18 protein-coding genes are annotated in these 17,498 nt (G+C 68.6%); 3 read left to right on the top strand and 15 right to left on the bottom strand.

Features of this window, described 5'->3' with window-relative positions; all coding sequences use genetic code 11:
* Positions 1 to 417 precede the first annotated feature (417 nt).
* From GV007_RS00670 to GV007_RS00660, 3 genes are all read right to left on the bottom strand, one after another.
* Complete coding sequence (locus GV007_RS00670) at positions 418 to 1,065, bottom strand: biliverdin-producing heme oxygenase (RefSeq protein WP_160070572.1); 648 nt, start codon at positions 1,063 to 1,065, stop codon at positions 418 to 420.
* 117 nt (positions 1,066 to 1,182) lie between these two features.
* On the bottom strand, positions 1,183 to 2,118 hold the full coding sequence (locus tag GV007_RS00665) for a patatin-like phospholipase family protein (protein WP_160070571.1): 936 nt from the start codon (positions 2,116 to 2,118) through the stop codon (positions 1,183 to 1,185).
* Between the two features lie 224 nt (positions 2,119 to 2,342).
* Positions 2,343 to 2,627, bottom strand: coding sequence for a hypothetical protein (locus GV007_RS00660; protein WP_160070570.1), 285 nt, complete (start codon positions 2,625 to 2,627; stop codon positions 2,343 to 2,345).
* A gap of 115 nt (positions 2,628 to 2,742) precedes the next feature.
* Here GV007_RS00660 and GV007_RS18990 point away from each other — a divergent pair, with 115 nt between their 5' ends.
* Positions 2,743 to 3,249, top strand: a complete 507-nt coding sequence (locus GV007_RS18990) for a hypothetical protein (RefSeq protein WP_201297531.1) — start codon at positions 2,743 to 2,745, stop codon at positions 3,247 to 3,249.
* A 121-nt stretch (positions 3,250 to 3,370) separates the two neighbouring features.
* Entirely contained in the window at positions 3,371 to 4,063 is a 693-nt protein-coding gene (locus GV007_RS00650; RefSeq protein WP_160070569.1) for a hypothetical protein, read from the top strand.
* Here the strand turns inward: GV007_RS00650 and GV007_RS00645 are convergent.
* From GV007_RS00645 to GV007_RS00595, 11 genes are all read right to left on the bottom strand, one after another.
* Positions 4,060 to 4,416: a hypothetical protein gene (locus tag GV007_RS00645; RefSeq protein WP_160070568.1), complete on the bottom strand. Its 357-nt coding sequence runs from the start codon at positions 4,414 to 4,416 to the stop codon at positions 4,060 to 4,062. The two genes, GV007_RS00650 and GV007_RS00645, sit on opposite strands and share 4 nt — an antisense overlap.
* A gap of 81 nt (positions 4,417 to 4,497) precedes the next feature.
* Positions 4,498 to 4,752 carry a GNAT family N-acetyltransferase gene (locus GV007_RS00640; protein ID WP_268893478.1) on the bottom strand — a complete coding sequence of 85 codons (255 nt, stop codon included), beginning with the start codon at positions 4,750 to 4,752 and terminating at the stop codon, positions 4,498 to 4,500.
* Positions 4,753 to 4,779: 27 nt separating this feature from the next.
* Positions 4,780 to 5,016 carry a hypothetical protein gene (locus GV007_RS00635; RefSeq protein ID WP_160070566.1) on the bottom strand — a complete coding sequence of 79 codons (237 nt, stop codon included), beginning with the start codon at positions 5,014 to 5,016 and terminating at the stop codon, positions 4,780 to 4,782.
* A 113-nt stretch (positions 5,017 to 5,129) separates the two neighbouring features.
* Positions 5,130 to 6,227 (bottom strand): hypothetical protein, encoded by a 1,098-nt coding sequence (locus tag GV007_RS00630; protein ID WP_160070565.1) that lies wholly within the window; start codon positions 6,225 to 6,227, stop codon positions 5,130 to 5,132.
* Positions 6,224 to 6,550, bottom strand: a complete 327-nt coding sequence (locus GV007_RS00625; RefSeq protein ID WP_160070564.1) for a hypothetical protein — start codon at positions 6,548 to 6,550, stop codon at positions 6,224 to 6,226. Before GV007_RS00625 ends, GV007_RS00630 begins: the two co-directional genes overlap by 4 nt.
* A gap of 112 nt (positions 6,551 to 6,662) precedes the next feature.
* On the bottom strand, positions 6,663 to 6,944 hold the full coding sequence (locus GV007_RS00620; RefSeq protein ID WP_236558224.1) for a hypothetical protein: 282 nt from the start codon (positions 6,942 to 6,944) through the stop codon (positions 6,663 to 6,665).
* Positions 6,945 to 7,165: 221 nt separating this feature from the next.
* Positions 7,166 to 9,256, bottom strand: a complete 2,091-nt coding sequence (locus tag GV007_RS00615) for a M3 family metallopeptidase (protein WP_160070562.1) — start codon at positions 9,254 to 9,256, stop codon at positions 7,166 to 7,168.
* Positions 9,257 to 9,457: 201 nt separating this feature from the next.
* Entirely contained in the window at positions 9,458 to 9,808 is a 351-nt protein-coding gene (locus GV007_RS00610; RefSeq protein ID WP_160070561.1) for a hypothetical protein, read from the bottom strand.
* 2 nt (positions 9,809 to 9,810) lie between these two features.
* Positions 9,811 to 10,338, bottom strand: coding sequence for a hypothetical protein (locus GV007_RS00605; protein ID WP_146080224.1), 528 nt, complete (start codon positions 10,336 to 10,338; stop codon positions 9,811 to 9,813).
* 67 nt (positions 10,339 to 10,405) lie between these two features.
* Complete coding sequence (gene valS, locus GV007_RS00600) at positions 10,406 to 13,033, bottom strand: valine--tRNA ligase (RefSeq protein WP_160070560.1); 2,628 nt, start codon at positions 13,031 to 13,033, stop codon at positions 10,406 to 10,408.
* A 264-nt stretch (positions 13,034 to 13,297) separates the two neighbouring features.
* A complete protein-coding gene (locus tag GV007_RS00595; protein WP_104240910.1) occupies positions 13,298 to 15,172 on the bottom strand; it encodes a phosphoenolpyruvate carboxykinase (GTP) in 1,875 nt (624 codons plus the stop codon).
* Between the two features lie 231 nt (positions 15,173 to 15,403).
* Between GV007_RS00595 and GV007_RS00590 the strand changes: the two genes are divergently transcribed.
* A complete protein-coding gene (locus tag GV007_RS00590; RefSeq protein ID WP_236558223.1) occupies positions 15,404 to 16,855 on the top strand; it encodes a helix-turn-helix transcriptional regulator in 1,452 nt (483 codons plus the stop codon).
* Between the two features lie 33 nt (positions 16,856 to 16,888).
* On the opposite strand, the gene GV007_RS00585 is transcribed toward GV007_RS00590, so the two are convergent.
* Complete coding sequence (locus tag GV007_RS00585; RefSeq protein ID WP_160070558.1) at positions 16,889 to 17,425, bottom strand: metallophosphoesterase family protein; 537 nt, start codon at positions 17,423 to 17,425, stop codon at positions 16,889 to 16,891.
* Positions 17,426 to 17,498 lie beyond the last annotated feature (73 nt).

Below are 17,498 nucleotides of genomic sequence, written 5' to 3'. Positions count from 1 at the left end.
GTGCTGCTCTACTCGCTGCCTTGCTACCTCGACATAGTTGTGGCGGGATGCTGTTGCTCCGCTTCCCGACCTCACCTGGCCACAACTTTGCGCTCGTGTCGCTCGTGGGCGGCGCCGTCGAGTGCAGGTGGAGGTGCAGCCGCGGGTGCGGATGCGGATGCGCGCGCAGACGCAGGGACAGCTGCGGGTGCGCGTGGCGGGTGCAGGTCCAGGCTCAGGCGGTGGCGCAGGGTTGTGGCCCGATGCTGTTGCTGCTTGCCCTGACCGCGTTTCGCCACAACTCTGCGGGCACTTGCCGGGTTGGCGCCCGTGCCCGCGAGGTGCGCGAGTCGGTGCGGAGGACTGCGAGCACGCAAGAACGGCCCGCATCCGAGTGGATGCGGGCCGCTCGCGCCTGCGCGGTGCGTGCGGTTGTCGCTAGAAGCGCGCGTCGAGCGCTTCGAAGATGCGCTCGTTGCACGTGAAGCTCGCGTTGGCCTCGTCGAGGAGGCGCACGATGGCCGCTTCGTCGAAGGCGAGGTCGTCGAGCTGGGTGCGGTAGGCGCGCTTGAACGGCACGATCGCGGGGATCTCGGTGAAGTCGAAGAACGTCGCCTCGTGCGCGGGGAGCCCGTAAGTGCGGTCGAGCATGACGCGCATGGCCTGCCCGCCGGACAGGTCGCCGAGGTAGCGCGTGTAGTGGTGTGCGAGGTAGCGGGCCGGGTCGGCGGCGGATGCGGTGATGCGTTCCGCGTAGTCGCGGGTTGCCGGGAGCTCACCGGGGAGCGGCTGTGTGAGCCGCGGCGCGAGCGCCTCGAGGTCGGCCGCGATCGAGGCGGCACGGTTCAGCTCGACGGCCGGGATGGCGCCGAGCGTGCCGCTCTCGCGCACGGGGACCGCCGCGCTCTCGAGCGCTTCGTACATGAAGCCGTACTGCTGCAGCAGTGCAGCCCAGGCATCGATGCCGAGCTCGCCGCCGAGGAGGCGCTCGAGGAAGCGCGAGCGCTCGGCGCTCTCGTGGGCCTGCGAGGTGCGCTCGCGCAGGCGCGCGCTGATGGTCGTCGCGGTGTCGGTGACGATGGTCATGAGGGATCCCTTCGGGCGGGATCGGCGCGAGGAGATCGCACCGAAGACTGAATTCCCTCAGCTTAGGTCACCCTTACTTCCTCTGGGAATCCTCTGGGCGAAGAGTTCATCCCATCGTTACACCCAGATCGCAGCCGCCTCTTCGGCATAGCGCTGCCCTCGCGCGAATCCGGCGCGAGCGGCGGACGGTCGCAGCGAGAGGTCCATGGCGTTGGCCCCGAACAGGTGGTCGAGCTCGGCGCCCGGGAAGATCGTCTCGACGGTGCTGCCGGTCGTGCGCAGCTCCTCGAGCTGCGCATCCAGCTGCAGACCCCACTCGGGTGGTGTGAGGCTCTTCCCCGAGAACGGGGCAAGCACCAGAACACGGTCGAAGCCCGTTGCGAGGTCGGCGTTCTCGTTTCGGCGGAAGCCGCCGTCGATGAGCCACCGATCGCCGACGCTGTAGGGAAGGCCGCTCGACGTGCTCGCTGCGACGGCGTCGACGAGGTCCGCGCCGCTGTGCTGGTCGAGCGTCACCGGGTCGCCGGTCCCGGCGTCGACGGCGGTGAACAGCAGCGGCCTCGCGGGCCAGTCCAGCACTGGGAGGCGAGAGGCGACGATGCTGCGCCAGCGGTCCTGCCACGATCCGTCGGCAGCCGCCAGTCGATCGAGCGCGGATGCGCCGAGCCGTCGGCGCATGTCCGTGGCGTCCGCGGATCCGTCGATGAGCCGCTGCATCCGTTCGAGCTGGGCTGTGACCTGCTGGGATGCGGCCCCCGGTGTGGGCGGGTGCCGTGGCCCGGACGGGAGGGGTTGCGTGGGCGCGGTGAGAATCGCCTCGAGCAGGTCGGACGGTGTCGCCCCGGCCAGCTGGGCGCCGGCGGTTGCCCCCGCCGAGGTGCCGATGACGAGGTCGGCGGACGCGACGTCGAGGCCCGCCGCGTCGAGGCCCGCGAGCACCCCGATGAGCCAGGCATTGCCGGTTGAACCGCCTCCGCCGAGCACAAGTGCACGGCGGGGGCCGCGCGCTTCAGACGGCACGAGCAGAGGGGCGGAGGAGGAGGGAAGATCCATGGGAGTTGCCTTTCGCACGGTACGTGACGGGCGCTCCCAGCGCGACCTGCTCAGTCGCGAGTTCGTGAGCTGCGGGGAGCACCCACTGTTGGTCCTGCGTTCATGGGTGTCACCTCCTGGCTTCGGATCACGATGGAGAACACACTACGCCTGGCGGGGCGGATCGCGAATCAGCCGAGAGCCGCGAGCCGAGAGCCGAGAGCCGAGAGCCGAGAGAGCCTGGCTCAAGCCTCGTTGATGCTGGCCACGAAGGCACGGGGAAGGCGGAGCTCGACTGCCAGCAGGTCGACGCTGACCCCTTCTTCGACGAGCGCTCGCAACCCCATGGTCAGCTCTTCGTGGCGCTGCGCGGGCAGGGTGTGACCTGTCGCCGGGAGAAGTGACTGCAGGTGAGTCAGGCGGATGTGCTGATCCCCGGTCAGCGACGCCTGCTCGCGCTCGCCTGTGCTGAACCGGAACTCCCAGTCTGGGACCGACTCTGCAGTCACTTGGTTGCCGTCGCTGAGCATGCCGCCGAGGATACCGGCCGAGGCGTGAGGCGGCCAGGGAGTGCTGTCGAAGCGGTTCGAGGTGGCCTGCGGACGGGGTGCCGTTGCTCGACGTACGCTCGATCAGATGGATGCTATGCGTGAACCCCTTGAAGCTGCCCTCGAACGACTGGCCCCGGGCGACGGCGATCCGCTTGCGCGCGTCACGGCGACGCGCGACGCGGCCAGATGGCTGGAGGAAGTCGGCCTCGTGGATGCTGTTGAGCGCGCTCGCGCCGCCGGGTCAACGTGGGCGCAGATCGGCGCGGCGCTTGGCGTCACGGGCGCGACCGCGACCACGAGATTCGGCGGCACCCCCGAGGAGCGCGAGGCCAGGGCGCAGCAGTCACGCGAGCGTGCAGCGCAGCGAAACAAGATCGCATCCGAGGCGATCGGCGCCACGCCTCGCGGGGAGCTGCCTGGCATGTCGGTCGCCGATGCTGCCGAGAAGCTCGACGTGCAATTGGGGACGTTCCGGCGCCGCATCCAGGTTGCGCGCGAGAAGAACAGCGCAGCCTTCGCGGCCGCGATCACGGTGGTGCAGCTCTCACCGAAGCGCGAGGTCATGCGCGTCGTTGACCTCGCAGCGGCCGCGCAGATCTAGCACCGCGCACCGTCAGTGCCTGCTCACCATAGGTCTTCGTCCGCCTCGCTGCGGATGCGCGGAGTGACGCGCAATCCCGACGAATGGCGGCTGGGTTCCGGCTGCGTCCTAGGCTCTTGACATGGAACCGCTCGAAGTCTCCGCCGCTTTCGTCGCAGAACGATTCCCGCGGGCGGAGGTCGCCGTCATGGCCGGAAGCTCCGCATCTGGACGACGCACGGCGGCGAGCGATATCGACCTGCTGCTCATCGGGCCGGAGGAGATGTTCGGGAGCGGGCGCTCGAGCCTTGCGACGAACGTGGCCTACGACGGGGAGAGTATGGAGCTCTTCTCCTACACCGAGCAGGCTTTCGAGGAGTGGGTCGGCCGCGACCTCGCCACGTTCCGACCTGTGCTTCTCAACATGCTCGCGGAGGGACTCGAGGTGCGTGGCGGAGCCCGGCTCGAAGAGCTTCGGAAACGCTGGTGCCCGGTCCTTGAGGCGGGCCCGCGCGCCCACGAGCAGGAGCTCGCGGCCAGGCGCTACGAGGTGACTGACCTGCTCGATGATCTGCGAGACGCCACCGACCCCCTTGAACAGCGCGTGACAGCGGGGCTGCTGTTCGAAAAGACGGCGGAGCTTCTGCTGCTCACGAATGGGCATTGGCTGGCAAGCAGCAAGCACCTGGTGAGGGCGCTGAGACGGTGGGACGCAAAGCATGCTGACGATCGCGCCGCGCCTCTCCTGGACCTCGACTTCGCCGCCTTCGCGGACCGAGTGGACGCGGAGCTGCGTCGGGTTGGCGGCAGGGTGCAGGCGGGTTTTATCCGCTAGCGCCCGGTGGCCTCGGATCCTCCGAGATCGTCCTGCGCCTTCCTCGCGTCGAGCATGCCGATCCGGCGGTTGTGCAGCGCTGCGACCCCGAGAGCCGGCACGAGCAGGATCACCACAAGCAAGACGGCGGTCAGGAGGAAGGTCACGTCTGCGGCTCGCCCGAGCAGCTGGAGTCCACCCATGACGGAGAAGACCATGACCAGGCGGGGGAGGAACCACAGGCGCGGCAGCTTCGGCGGCCGGCCGAACAGCGGGATCCTCTGCCCCGGGTTGCTCCTGGACAGTCGGACGACGTCGACGGCGCACGCCGCCGATCCAATGGACAGCAGCACGATCCCCCAGAAGAGTTCCATATGGCCCACACGAACACGTTGTTCTGGGTGACGCCTCACCGCGGCGGTGGGACTCGTGGCGAAGATCGGCACGAGCACCTCTCAGAGGCGAGGGAGCTCTGCCTCGTAGAGGCTGGACGGCAGCTCGCGTGCACCGTCGGGTGAGATGACGGTGGCATCCCGAACGTGCCGAAACCCGCGCTGTTCGTAGTACGACCGCAGCGCGCGGTTCTCGGTTGCGCAGTCGAGGCGAAGGAGCGGAATGCTGCCAGCCGTCGCCTGCGACCGCGCCCAATCGAGGACGCTCTCGCCGAGACCGCCGCCCCGGTGCGTCTGCGCGACCGCCAAGCGGTGCACGTAGAGAGCCGCGCGATCGGTGGTGCCTCAGATCGCGGTGTCGGAGTCGGAGAGGGTGACTGTCGCCACGGTGCGGTCCCCGTCCCGCACGACGAACAGGCGCCCGTCCGCCGCATCGGATTCCAGGAGCGACATCGGCACCTCGTCCTGCCACTGGTCGATGCCGCGAGACGTCAACCAGGCACGCGCTTGGGCGATGAGATCCGATACCGCGGGAACGTCAAGCTCAGACGCCGTTTCGACGCGAACGTGGTCTTGGATCATGATTCACAACCGTACGGCGCTGTTCGTGAGAGGTCTGCAAAGTAGCTCGGCTTGTCCCGTACGAGCGACCTTGCCTCCGGCTCTACCCACAGGTTGAAGGTCAGGCGTTGTGACTACGCGTCGGTGATGCGTGCCCACTCATCCTGATCAGTCGGCCGGGACCACTCCTGGCGTGCCGCGGTAGCTTCGCGGGCGACGTCGCGGAGCCACAGCGTCGAGTCCGGCGCCCACCCTGCGATCACGGATGCGAACTCCGCATCGACACGCACGAGCTGCGTTGCCGAGGAGTAGTAGCCCAGAGCCGTGAGGTGCACGGCGTCCCAGTCCTGCGCGACGCGCTCCCAGTGTGGAATGACCCAGCGACCGTTCCGCCCAGTCGTCCGGAACCAGTCGTGGCGCCGCGAGGCCGTCACCTCGACCGGGTAGTCGCGGCAGAGCCTGGCCCAGTCGTCTGCCGACTCGATCTCCAGCACGGAGCCGAATCCGCTGACCGGAATGAAGGTCGCCGCCGTCCAGCCGAAGGAGTCCTCCACGAGCTCGAGCGCCGCGTCCACGGTTCCTCGGGTTTCGAGGATCGTCTGTGGCACCGACCACCACGTTCCGGACCAGCGGGCGTGTGGATCCAATGGGCGGTCTCGTGCTGCCCGTTGCTCCTCGTCTGCCAGCTCCCGCGTCCACATCCGGAGGGCAGCTGCCGGGTCGGTGGGGAGCGGTGCGGCGTTCTCCGCCGAGTTCCAGTCCACCGCCCACTGCTCCTTTCCCCGCAGGGAGGCGAGGCCCGGGAGCGCTGCGGCGACGAGTTCAGCGATCGGGTGGAGTGCGGCCCGGACTTCGGGCAACGCCGCAACCTCGTCGTTGCCGTCTGGCTCCTGCCAGTAGCGGGCCGAGTTGAGTGACGCGCGCAGCGCTTCCGTCACTCCCTCGGGGTCGACCGTTGACAGGTCGACGGTGCGGAGGCAAGCGACCAACTCCTCAGCAGTGGGGATCGGATCGTCCGCTGGCGCGGGCGCGCGTCCGGTCAGGCTGTAGCGAGCCCCCGGGTTGACGTCGAGGTGACGCGCGAGTGGAAACCGAGCCGAGCCGACCGCGGGGCTGGAGTGCACGGCGTACTCGAGGCACAGCCTGCGCCCGCGGGGGCCGAGGAGCAGGCGGGCGGCGACATCGCGCGCGGCTCCCGAGCATCCCATGACCGGGACATCCGGACCGGTCACCGAAGTGTGCCGATCGCGCGCTCGGTCACTCGGAAGGGGTCGTGGTTGAAGAAGCCGTTTCTGGCGTCCAAGACGAGTCGCTGCTGCTCAGCGACCACGAAGCTGGATTCCTTGCCCCCGATGCCGACCGCGCTTCCGGCTCCGTGGTACCTCGCACCGACGACGACTCTGTGCGAGCCAGGCTCAACGGTGACCTCGGTCGGCTGTCCCCAACGGGCCGGGTGGTCTACGTCGTCGACGCGGACGACGGGAACTGCGAAGAGGTGGAGGAACCAGGCACTGATCCAGTGGCCCCGCGGAACGACGACGACCGACGAACTCATGCATCCACCGTATCGGTCGAGGAGTAAAGCAGCACCGGTTGCACCGTTGCAGGTGCAGTAATCCGCGGAGTTTCTCTTCCTGAGTGCGACCCGGGCTGCTGCAGTTCGATTCCTACTGAGGGGCGCCCTCAAACCGAAGCCGCTTGATTCGTCTGTTGTGCGCAACGGATACGAAGAACCCGGGGAGGAGAGCGGCCGCGGTGAGCACGGCGACCATGACGAACGGCATTTCGGTGGCGTTCATGACCATGACCACTCCTGCCACCGTTGCGGCCCCCATGATCACGCGCGCCACGTACCAGGCTCGGGGGAGCGCCGGAGGGCGGCCGATCCACGGGATCCGGTGCTCAGGGTTCACGACCGCGTGGCGCCAGTTGTCGACGACCGATGCCATACCACCGACCACCATCAACGCGATTCCCCAAAAGAGCTCCATGCCGTCCAGCCGAACATGCCGCTCTGGACGTCGGCTCAGCGCTGTCAGAGCGGGAAACTCTACTCGGACATCAACTCGTGCCGAGGAACGCCTCGTCATCCCAGATGTCCGCGTCCAGAGGCCTCCGAAGCGTGCCGAAGTGACCGCAAGATGGAGGGGCCGAAGCCCCTCCATCGCGACTACTGCAGTCCGCGGCGCTTGAGCAGCGGCTCGATGGGGGCCGGACCGCCGAGGAGGTCGCTGACCAGCGACATCGCCTCGCGCGAACCGCCAGGCTCGAGGATGCTGCGACGGAAGCGCTCGCCCGCAGCTCGCAGGCCGCCGCCGAGCTCCGCCTGCTCCGCAAACCAGTCGACCGTCGCCGCGTCGAGCACCTCGCTCCAGATGTAGCCGTAGTAGCCAGCGCTGTAGCCGCCGGCGAAGATGTGCTGGAAGTAGGGGAGCGTGTACCGCGGCGGCACGGCGGGAAGATCGAGCCCGTAGCGGCGCAGGACGGCTTGCTCGAATGCCTCGACATCGGTCACCTCGGCCGCTTCCTCGGGCGACAGCGAGTGCCATTCGAGGTCGATGACCGACGCAGCCAGGTACTCGCTGGTGCCGAAGCCCTCGTTGAATGACGCCGAGTCGAGCAGGCGCTCGACGAGCTCCTCCGACAGCTGCTCACCCGTCTCGTGATGCTTCGCGTAGTTGCGCAGCACCTCGGGCCACAGCATCCACATCTCGTTCACCTGGCTCGGGAACTCGACGAAGTCGCGGGGCACATTCGTACCACCCAGGCTCGGGTAGCCGACCAGTGCGAACAGGCCGTGCAGAGCGTGCCCGAACTCGTGGAAGAGCGTCTCCACCTCGTCGAAGGTGAGAAGCGTCGGCGAGCCCTCAGCGGGCTTCGGCACGTTCAACGTGTTGAGCACGACCGTCGGCTCGCCGAGCAGGCGGTTCTGCTGGATGACCGAGTTCATCCACGCGCCACCCCGCTTCGAATCGCGCGTGTAGAGGTCGAGCGAGAACAGCCCGACCTCGGTGCCGTCCTCGTTGCCCACCTCGTACACGACTGCGTCCGCGTGGTGACCGCGCAGCTCGGGCCGCTCGGTGAACGTGACTCCGAAGAGGCGGTTCGCGGCGGAGAAGACGCCGTTCTCGAGCACCGCCTTCGCCTCGAAGAACGGGCGCATCTGCGACGTGTCGACGGCGTAGTCGCGGGCGCGCACCTTCTCGGTGTAGAACGCCCAGTCCCACGGCTCGAGCGCGAAGCTCGGCTCACCGGCGGCGGCCTGTTCGGCGTCGATGGTGGCCTGCAGCACGTCCTGCTCGCGGCGCGCGTTGGCGGCGGCGGGAGTCGAGAGCTGCTCGAGGCGCGCGCGGATCGCGGATGCGCTCCCTGCGGTCGACTTCGCCGCGGCGGCCTCAGCGTGGTTCTCGAAGCCGAGCAGACGGGCCCGCTCGGCGCGCACGCGCACCATCTCGAGCGCCGTGGCCCTCGTGTCGTGGTCGCCACCTCGGCTGCCGCGCGAGGACGACGCCTCGAACAGCTTGCGCCGGGTCTCGCGGTTCGTGAGCGTCGAGAGCAGCGGGTGGCCCGTGAAGAGCACCAGCGAGATCAAGTACTTGCCGGAGAGCCCGCGAGCCTCCGCGGCAGCGGATGCGGCCGAGATGGCACTCTCGTCGAGCCCCGCGAGCTCTTCTGCGGAGTCGACGACCAGGGCGAGCGCGTTGCTGTCGGCCTGCAGCTTCTGGTCGAACTGCACCTCGAGTTCCGACAGGCGGCCGTTGAGCTCACGCAGACGAGCCGACGACGCATCGTCGAGGCCGGCACCCGCGAGGCTCGAGTTGCGGTGCAGCTTCTCGACCAGGAACGTCTGCTCGTCGGTGAGCCCCGCCTGCTCGCGGGTGTCGTACACCGACTGGATGCGCGCGAACAGTGCCCGGTTCAGCGTGATGGAGTCTTCGTGCGCCGTCAGCCGAGGCCCGATCTCCGCCTCGATCTTGTCGATGCCGGGGGTCGCGTCGCCGGAGCTGAGCGTGAAGAAGACGGCGGCCGTGCGCTCGAGGAGCTGACCAGAACGCTCGAGGGCCTCGACCGTGTTCGCGAACGTCGCAGGCTCGGGGTTCGCCGTGATCGCCTGGACCTCCGCGAGCTGCTGCGCCATGCCAGCTTCGAACGCCGGGAGGAAGTGCTCTTCGCGCACCTCTCCAAACGGCGGCAACTGGAAGGGAAGCGAGCTGGGGTTGGCGAACGGGTTCTCGGCGTCGAGCTGCACGGTCTGGGTCATGCTTCCAACCCTAGGCGCGACCACCGACATGGCACGCGCATCCGCTGTCCGCGCTCAGCGGACGCATCCGGTCGTCACCCCGTCCGCGAAACGCAGAGCGGAGTTGTGGTCGTTCTCACGCGATCGAGACGACCATAAGTCAGCTTTCGACACCCGGGACCCGGGACCAGGGGGGCAGCGCGCGCAGCGCGGAGACGACGTTCAGGCGCGGGGCGCTGGCTCCGGGAAGAGGTCGTCGTCATCTTCGTCTTCGTCGAACACGTCGTGCTCGGGGGAGTCGCCGTCGGCGACGCCGACACCAGCTCCGACCGGTTCCTCGGCGCCGCTCAGGTGCACCGAGCCGTCAGCTCGGAGCGCGACCCGGGGCCCCTGCTCGAGCTCTGCGACGGGCCGTCCCTCGAGCCAGGTGAGCGTCCACCACAGCTTCGAGACGTCGCCGACCGTCGGGGAGAGGACGTGCTCCTGCGCGGAGCAGGACTCGACGAACTCCGGGTACTTCTCGAGCGAGCGTGGCGGGCGGCTGCCCGCCCGCCACCGTTCGCCGATGAGCACGTCTAGCCCTCGTTCTGCTGGCGCGAGTCGACGGAGATCTCGAAGCGGACCTCGTCGCTGCGGCTGCCCATGCGCGCGGACTGCTGCAGGCCGACCTCGTCCTCGGCGTCGACCAGCCACGAGATGGCGTCGAAGCCACGCTTCGCGGCCGCGGCGAACACCGCGCCGAGGAGCTCCTCGTTGACGGCCGCCCGGTTCGAGTCGGCGCCCGAGTACTTCGCCTCGATGTTCAGCACCGTGCGCGCACCGCGGATATCGAGGCGCTCACGGAACAGCACGTAGCCGCGCGGCTCGCCCTCGACGAACGCGATCATGCCCTCGAGGTTGCCCGTCTTGCTGGCGACGTGGCGCCACACGCCGAGCGCGCGCCCGTCGTTGGAGCTCTCGCCCAGCGCATCCACGTGCTGCGCGAACAGCGGCTGCCAGACGAAGTAGTCGGTCGGGCCCATGGCCCTGACCTCGATGCTGGGACGCGCCGCGGCGCGGTCCCGCGTTCGCTTGCGGGGCTTGGCCTTTTCAGGAACTGTCATGCCGGCCCTGACTCCTCTTCTGTCACTGACGTCGCTGCTGCACTCAGACTTGGGGGGAACCCCCAGCCTACGACGACGCCTCGGTCTGCGGGACGACGAGCAGCTCGATATCCCGGACCTCGAGCGCCTCGGCGACCTCGAAGTCGAGCTGCTCGATGCGACCGACGTGGCGGAGATCCGCGGAAGCGAGGCGAAGCAGCGCCACCGACTCCTCTGGCGCCGCGATGACGGCACTCGCCACTGGCGTCTTCTGTGAAGCCTTCGCCGCGGTCTTCGCGCCGCGGATGCTCGTGAGGGCCGTGCTCGTCAGTGCGAGGAGCGCACCGTCCTGGTCGCCGGCCGCCGCGAGGTCCGCCGACGTCGGCCAGGCCGCAGTGTGCAGCTCGGAGTCGTGCCACCACGACCACGACTCGGCCGTCGCGAAGGGGATGAACGGGGCGAAGAGGCGTTGGAGCACGTCGATCGCCGAGCGCATGGCGGTGACGGCCGAGGCCTGAGCCGCGGCGTCCTCGCCGGCGCCGTACGCGCGCTCCTTCACGAGCTCGAGGTAGTCGTCGCAGAACGTCCAGAAGAAGGTCTCGGTGACTTCGAGCGCGCGAGCGTGGTTGTAGTCGGAGAACGCCTTTGTCGCCTCGCCGACGACTCGGTTCAGCTCGGCGAGCATCGAGCGGTCGAGCGGCTCCGTGACCTCGCCGACGTGGTCGCCGTAGCCCAGCACGAGCTTCGACGCGTTGAGCACCTTGATCGCGAGGCGGCGGCCGATCTTGATCTGCGTCGGGTTCTTCGGGTCGAACGCCGCGTCGGTGCCGAGGCGGCTGGAGGCCGCCCAGTAGCGGACGGCGTCGGAGCCGTGCGCCTTGAGCATGTCGGCGGGCGTGACCACGTTGCCCTTCGACTTCGACATCTTCTTGCGGTCGGGGTCGACGATGAAGCCGGAGATCGTGGCGTTCGACCAGGGGGCTACGCCGTGCTCGAGCTGCGCGCGCAGCACGGTCGAGAAGAGCCACGTGCGGATGATGTCCTGGCCCTGCGGGCGCAGGTCGTAGGGGAAGACGAGACCGAAGAGCTCCTCGTCGGACTCCCATCCACCAGCGAGCTGCGGGGTGAGGGAGGAGGTCATCCAGGTGTCCATGACGTCGACCTCGCCGAGGAAGCCGCCAGCCTCGCCCCGCTGCGCCTCGGTGTAGCCGTTCGGGACGTCGGAGGACGGGTCGACGGGCAGCTGCGACGCATCCGGGGTGATGGGCGACTCGTACTGCACCTCGCCGTCGGCGTCGATGGGGTACCAGACGGGGATGGGCACGCCGAAGAAGCGCTGGCGCGAGATGAGCCAGTCGCCGGAGAGGCCCTCGACCCAGTTCTCGTAGCGCACGCGCATGAAGTCGGGCCAGAAGGAGATCTCGCGGCCGAGCTCGATGAGGCGGGCCTTGAGGTCGACGTCGGTCGCGCCGTTCTTCACGTACCACTGGCGGGTGGAGACGATCTCGAGCGGGCGGTCGCCCTTCTCGAAGAACTTCACGGGGTGCTGGATGGGCTTGGGGTCGCCGACCAGGTCGCCGGACGCCTGGAGGAGCTCGACGACGGCCTTCTTGGCGCTGAACACGGTCTTGCCGGCGAGCTCGGCGTACGCGGCCTTACCGGCCTCGCTCGTGATGGCCTCGGGGGCATCCGCGATGAGGCGGCCGTCCTTGCCGAGCACGGTGCGGTTCGGGAGCTTCAGCTCACGCCACCACACGACGTCGGTGACGTCGCCGAACGTGCAGATCATGGCGATTCCGCTGCCCTTGTCCTTCTGCGCGAGCGGATGCGCGAGCACGGGCACCTCGACGCCGAACAGGGGCGTCGTGACGGTCGTGCCGAAGAGCGGCTGGTAGCGCTCGTCATCGGGGTGCGCGACGAGGGCCACGCACGCGGGGAGGAGCTCGGGACGCGTCGTCTCGATGAAGATCGGCTCGCCACCCTCGCGGGTGAAGCCGATGCGGTGGTAGGCGCCCGGCTGCTCGCGGTCTTCGAGCTCGGCCTGCGCGACGGCCGTGCGGAAGGTGATGTCCCACAGCGTCGGCGCCTGGTCCTGGTACGCCTCGCCGCGCTCGAGGTTGCGGAGGAACCCGAGCTGGCTCTTGCGGCGCGAGGAGTCGTCGATCGTGCGGTAGCTCTGCGTCCAGTCGACCGAGAGGCCGAGCTGGCGCCAGAGCTCCTCGAAGGCCTTCTCGTCCTCAATGGTGAGCTGCTCGCACAGTTCGATGAAGTTGCGGCGCGAGATGGGCTGCTGGTCGGCGGCCTTGATGCTCTTGCCGTCGCCACCCTCGTGCGGCGGCGTGAAGTCGGCCTCGTAGGGCAGCGATGGGTCGCAGCGCACGCCGTAGTAGTTCTGCACGCGTCGCTCGGTGGGGAGGCCGTTGTCGTCCCAGCCCATCGGGTAGAAGACGCGCTTTCCGCTCATGCGCTGGAAGCGCGCGACGACGTCGGTGTGCGTGTACGAGAAGACGTGGCCGACGTGGAGCGAGCCGGACGCCGTGGGGGGAGGCGTGTCGATCGAGTAGATGTCGCCTCGAGTGGCGCCTTCGCGGTTGAAGCGGTAGGTGCCGGAGTCCTCCCAGCGCTCACCCCACTTGACTTCGAGGCCCTCGAGGACGGGCTTGTCAGGAATGCCCTGAGTTGAGGAAGAAGAGGGAACTGAGGGCGAGCTGGACATGCACACTCCGTGTCGATGTTGGCGGCACCGAGTCTGGGGTGCCTGTTGTGAACCCATCCAGGGTAGCGGCTCCCGGGGTGTTGCGGGTTGCCGGGCGGGTCGCCTGCGAGGGCAAGGAAAAGCCCCTCAGGGGCGCATCCTTGAGGGGCTCAGCTGCGAACACAGGGGTTCGAGCTGCCAGGAGTTGTGCGCCCCTCCGCGCCACGCGCGCGCGGAGGGGCACAGCTTGCGGCGAGTGGTCGGAGTCCCGCTCGCCGCCGTCTGTCAGGCCCCGATGGGGGCCTTGGTCTGGGTGGATGCGGCAGCCGCGTCCAGCGCGCCGTGCACGGCGTCGAGTTCGGTGTAGAGCGCCGCGGGGACCTTCTCGCCGATGCTGTCGAAGTACTCGCGGGTCACGCCGACCTCCACGAGCCAGGACTCGGGGTCGACCGTGAAGATCTCCTCGAGCGCGGCAGGTTCGAAGCCCTCGAGGCCCGAGATGTCGATGTCGCTCGTGACGGGCAGCTGGCCGATGGGGCTCTCCAGCGAGTCGGCACGGTTCTCGAGCCGGTCGACGATCCACTTCACGGCGCGCACGTTCTCGCCGAAGCCAGGCCAGAGGAACTTCCCGTCCTGGTCCTTGCGGAACCAGTTGACCTGGAAGATGCGGGGTGCCTTGTCGCCGAGGTCGGCGCCGATGTTCAGCCAGTGTCCCCAGTAGTCGGCCATGTGGTAGCCGGCGAAGGGCTGCATGGCGAAGGGGTCGCGGCGCAGGATGCCGACTGGGCCTTCTGCGGCTGCGGTCTGCTCGCTGGCGAGCGTCGCGCCGAGGAAGCAGCCGTGCTGCCAGTCCTTCGACTCGAAGACAAGCGGAACGTTGCTCGCACGGCGGCCGCCGAAGAGGATCGCATCGACGGGCACGCCGTCCGGAGCCTCCCAGGCGGGGGAGAGGGTCGGGCACTGCGAGGCGCGCACCGTGAAGCGGGCGTTTGGATGCGCGGCCTTCGTTCCGGACTCGGGAGTCCAGTCGTTGCCCTGCCAGTCGATGAGGTGCGCGGGCGCCTCGTCGGTCATTCCCTCCCACCAGACGTCGCCGTCGTCGGTCAGCGCGACGTTCGTGAAGATCGTGTTCGTCGTGATGGTCTCCATCGCGACGGGGTTGGTGTCGTAGCCCGTGCCGGGAGCGACGCCGAAGAAGCCGAACTCTGGGTTGATGGCGTTGAGTCGACCGTCCGCGGCCTTGCGCATCCACACGATGTCGTCGCCGAGCGTCTCGACCTTCCAGCCATCGAGCTTGGGCTTCATCATCGCGAAGTTCGTCTTACCCGTCGCGGATGGGAATGCACCCGTGAGTGTGTAGGTCTTGCCCTCAGGGCTCGTGACCTGGATGAGGAGCATGTGCTCGGCCATCCAGCCCTCGTCGTGCCCCATGGCCGACGCGATGCGCAGCGCGAAGCACTTCTTGCCGAGGAGCGCGTTGCCGCCGTACCCGGAGCCGTAGGAGATGATCTCCCGCGTCTCGGGGAAGTGGGTGATGTACTTCGACTCGTTGTGCGGCCAGGCGACGTCGGGACGGCTCGACCCGTCCTCGAACTCGAGCGGGAAGCCGACCGTGTGGAGTGCCTTCACCCAGTCGCGTCCTGGGGTGAGGTGCTCGAGGGCGCCGTCGCCGGAGCGGGTCATGAGGGCCATCGACAGCACGACGTACGGGGAGTCCGTGATCTCGACGCCGTACTGCGTGATCGCACCGCCGAGCGGGCCCATCGCGAAGGGCACGACGTACATGGGGCGGCCGCGCATGGAGCCGTCGAAGAGGCCGCTCAGCTCTGCCTTCATCTCGGCGGGCGCGCGCCAGTTGTTCGTGGGGCCTGCGTCTTCCTCGTTCTCCGAGCAGATGTAGGTGCGGCTCTCGACGCGGGCGACGTCGCCGGCGTCGGAGCGGGCGAGGTAGGAGCCGGGGCGGAGCTCTTCGTTGAGCTTGATGAGCGTGCCTGCTTCGACCATCTCGGCGGTGAGGGCGTCGATCTCGGACTGGGAGCCGTCGCACCAGACGATGCGGCTCGGCTTCGTCAGCGCGGCGATCTCGCGGACCCAGTCGTTGACTTCCGGGTTCGCTGCCCGCTGCGGGACGTCGAGGTGGTCATGTGCCTGTTCAGTCATTTCGATGCTGCTTTCACGGTTCTGCATGCGAGCTGTCTCCGTCTCGCATACGTGCATGGCGTCGTACACCCAGTGTTGACCTGCGCCGGAGGCCACGGGATGGAGATTGGCCGAGAAAAATGGCAAAATTTCACACATCAGCAATTCAGATGCCCGGAGGCACCCATGAGCGGACTCGGTCCTTTCCCCGCTGCGCAAAAATCGACAGCAACCACAGGGAAAGGCGGCGCAGTGGATTCCCTCCTGCTCGGGCGGCGCATCCGCTACTACCGCAAGGAGCGCTCGCTCACACTCGAAGCGCTCGGTGAGAGGACCGGACTGCTCGCCAGCCAGCTCTCGCTCATCGAGAACGGCAAGCGCGAGCCGAAGCTCTCCGTGCTGCAGCAGCTCGCCGAGGTGTTCGACGTCGACCTGAGCGAGATGCTCGCCAACACGCCGCCGGACGATCGCTCCCGCCTCGAGATCGAGCTCGAGCGCGCGCAGACCTCGACCGTGTACCAGGAGCTCGGCCTCCCGCGCATCCCCTCGACGAAGTCGCTCTCCGACGAGGTGCTGCGCGCCCTCACCGGCATGCACAGCGAGATCGTGCGACGCCGGACCGAGGCGAGCGCGACGCCCGAGGAGGCGCGCCGCGCCAACACCGAGCTACGGCTGGCCATGCGCGCCCACGACAACTACATGCCCGACCTCGACAAGCTCGCCGACGAGCTGCTCAGCAGGGTGGACCACACGCGCGGCGCCCTCATGCACCACTCGGTCGGCAAGATGGCCGACCACCTCGGGTTCCAGCTCATCTACGTCAACGACCTGCCCAGGTCCACGCGCTCCATCACCGACCTCGAGAACGGCCGCATCTACCTGCCGCCAGCCTCTATCCCCGGTGGGCACGGGCTGCGCGCGATGGCGCTGCAGGCAATGGCGCACCGGGTGCTCGGCCACCGCCGCCCCGAGGACTACGCCGACTTCCTGCGCCAGCGCCTCGAGATCAACTACTTCGCGGCGGCCTGCCTCATGCCGGAGGCGCGCTCGGTCGCGTTCCTCCGCGACGCGAAGGAGCGCCGCGACATGGCCGTCGAGGACTTCCGGGACGCGTTCGGCGTGACCCACGAAGCCGCCGCCCTGCGCATGACGAACCTGCTCACCTCACATCTCGACATCAAGCTGCACTTCCTGCGCGTCGACGACAAGGGCTCCATCTCGAAGGCCTACGAGAACGACTCCCTCCCGCTCCCGCAGGACGTCACCGGCTCCGTCGAGGGCCAGTTCGTGTGCCGGAAGTTCTCGGCCGTGAGCGCCCTCGCCCGGACGAACCGGACCACGGAGACCTACCAGTACACCGACACCCCTGCCGGCACGTTCTGGTGCTCCACCCAGACCGGGCACGCCGACGCCGGCGAGTTCTCCATCACCATCGGGGTGCCGTTCGACGAGGCCCGCTGGTTCCGCGGGCGCGACACGAAGCAGCGCGCGTCGTCGACCTGCCCGGACGGGGCGTGCTGCCGCACTCCGGGGGCTGACCTCAGCGAGCGCTGGTCGGCGAAGGCCTGGCCGAGCGCCCGAGTGCACGCGCACGTGTTCTCGCCCCTCCCGACGGGCGACTTCCCCGGGGTCGACCAGCGCGAGGTGTTCGAGTTCCTCGAGCGCCACGACATCGACGCAGACACGGCGACCGCCGACTCGTAGCCGGGAGCCGGGGTGGGAGTCGGGATCCGGTGCTCAGGGAGCGCCGTCGGCGTCTGGAACCAGATCACCCGTGCGCGCGTCCCGCAGCTCCACCCGCGTGAGCTGCCCGGCATCCACCCGCACGCTCAGGTAGGTGACCCGCGGCTGTCGGCGACGATCGGTGGGGGAGCCGGGGTTGAGGAGGCGCAGCCCGTTGGGGGTGGTCGTGTCCCACGGGATGTGGCTGTGCCCGAAGACGAGCACGTCGGTGTCGGGGAAGAGCGTTTCCATGCGGCGCCCCCGCCCCGCCTTCTGCCCGGTCTCGTGGATCATCGCGAAACGGACGCGGTCGAGTTCGACGCTGGCGACCTCCGGGAGGCGCTCCCGCAGCTCGGGGCCGTCGTTGTTGCCCCACACCCCGACCATCCGGCTCGCCCGAGCTTGCAGCGCATCGAGCGTGTCGCCGTCGACCCAGTCGCCGGCGTGGAAGACCACGTCCGCGCGTTCGATCGCCCGCCAGAGCACCTCAGGGAGGGCCTTCGCGCGCTTCGGGAGGTGGGTGTCGGCGATGATCACGACGTCCAGAGTCATGCATCCATGCTCGCAGCTGCGCCCGGATGCTTCCCGATGTGGGGAAGACCATCTGGGGGAAAACCCCCGCTGA

It is taken from the genome of Pseudoclavibacter sp. 8L (genome assembly GCF_902506465.1).
Classification (GTDB): Bacteria; Actinomycetota; Actinomycetes; order Actinomycetales; family Microbacteriaceae; genus Pseudoclavibacter.
The sequence above is the reverse complement of the archived record's forward strand: the minus strand, read 5'-3'. Positions and strand labels throughout refer to the sequence as shown.

Excerpts from the sequence above, each read along its gene's own strand:
- GV007_RS00670 (WP_160070572.1), bottom strand. The coding sequence starts at position 1,065 with ATGACCATCGTCACCGACACCGCGACGACCATCAGCGCGCGCCTGCGC.
- GV007_RS00665 (WP_160070571.1), bottom strand. The coding sequence starts at position 2,118 with ATGGATCTTCCCTCCTCCTCCGCCCCTCTGCTCGTGCCGTCTGAAGCG.
- GV007_RS00660 (WP_160070570.1), bottom strand. The coding sequence starts at position 2,627 with ATGCTCAGCGACGGCAACCAAGTGACTGCAGAGTCGGTCCCAGACTGG.
- GV007_RS18990 (WP_201297531.1), top strand. The coding sequence starts at position 2,743 with ATGCGTGAACCCCTTGAAGCTGCCCTCGAACGACTGGCCCCGGGCGAC.
- GV007_RS00650 (WP_160070569.1), top strand. The coding sequence starts at position 3,371 with ATGGAACCGCTCGAAGTCTCCGCCGCTTTCGTCGCAGAACGATTCCCG.
- GV007_RS00645 (WP_160070568.1), bottom strand. The coding sequence starts at position 4,416 with ATGGAACTCTTCTGGGGGATCGTGCTGCTGTCCATTGGATCGGCGGCG.
- GV007_RS00635 (WP_160070566.1), bottom strand. The coding sequence starts at position 5,016 with ATGATCCAAGACCACGTTCGCGTCGAAACGGCGTCTGAGCTTGACGTT.
- GV007_RS00625 (WP_160070564.1), bottom strand. The coding sequence starts at position 6,550 with ATGAGTTCGTCGGTCGTCGTCGTTCCGCGGGGCCACTGGATCAGTGCC.
- GV007_RS00620 (WP_236558224.1), bottom strand. The coding sequence starts at position 6,944 with ATGGCATCGGTCGTCGACAACTGGCGCCACGCGGTCGTGAACCCTGAG.
- GV007_RS00615 (WP_160070562.1), bottom strand. The coding sequence starts at position 9,256 with ATGACCCAGACCGTGCAGCTCGACGCCGAGAACCCGTTCGCCAACCCC.
- GV007_RS00605 (WP_146080224.1), bottom strand. The coding sequence starts at position 10,338 with ATGACAGTTCCTGAAAAGGCCAAGCCCCGCAAGCGAACGCGGGACCGC.
- valS (WP_160070560.1), bottom strand. The coding sequence starts at position 13,033 with ATGTCCAGCTCGCCCTCAGTTCCCTCTTCTTCCTCAACTCAGGGCATT.
- GV007_RS00595 (WP_104240910.1), bottom strand. The coding sequence starts at position 15,172 with ATGACTGAACAGGCACATGACCACCTCGACGTCCCGCAGCGGGCAGCG.
- GV007_RS00585 (WP_160070558.1), bottom strand. The coding sequence starts at position 17,425 with ATGACTCTGGACGTCGTGATCATCGCCGACACCCACCTCCCGAAGCGC.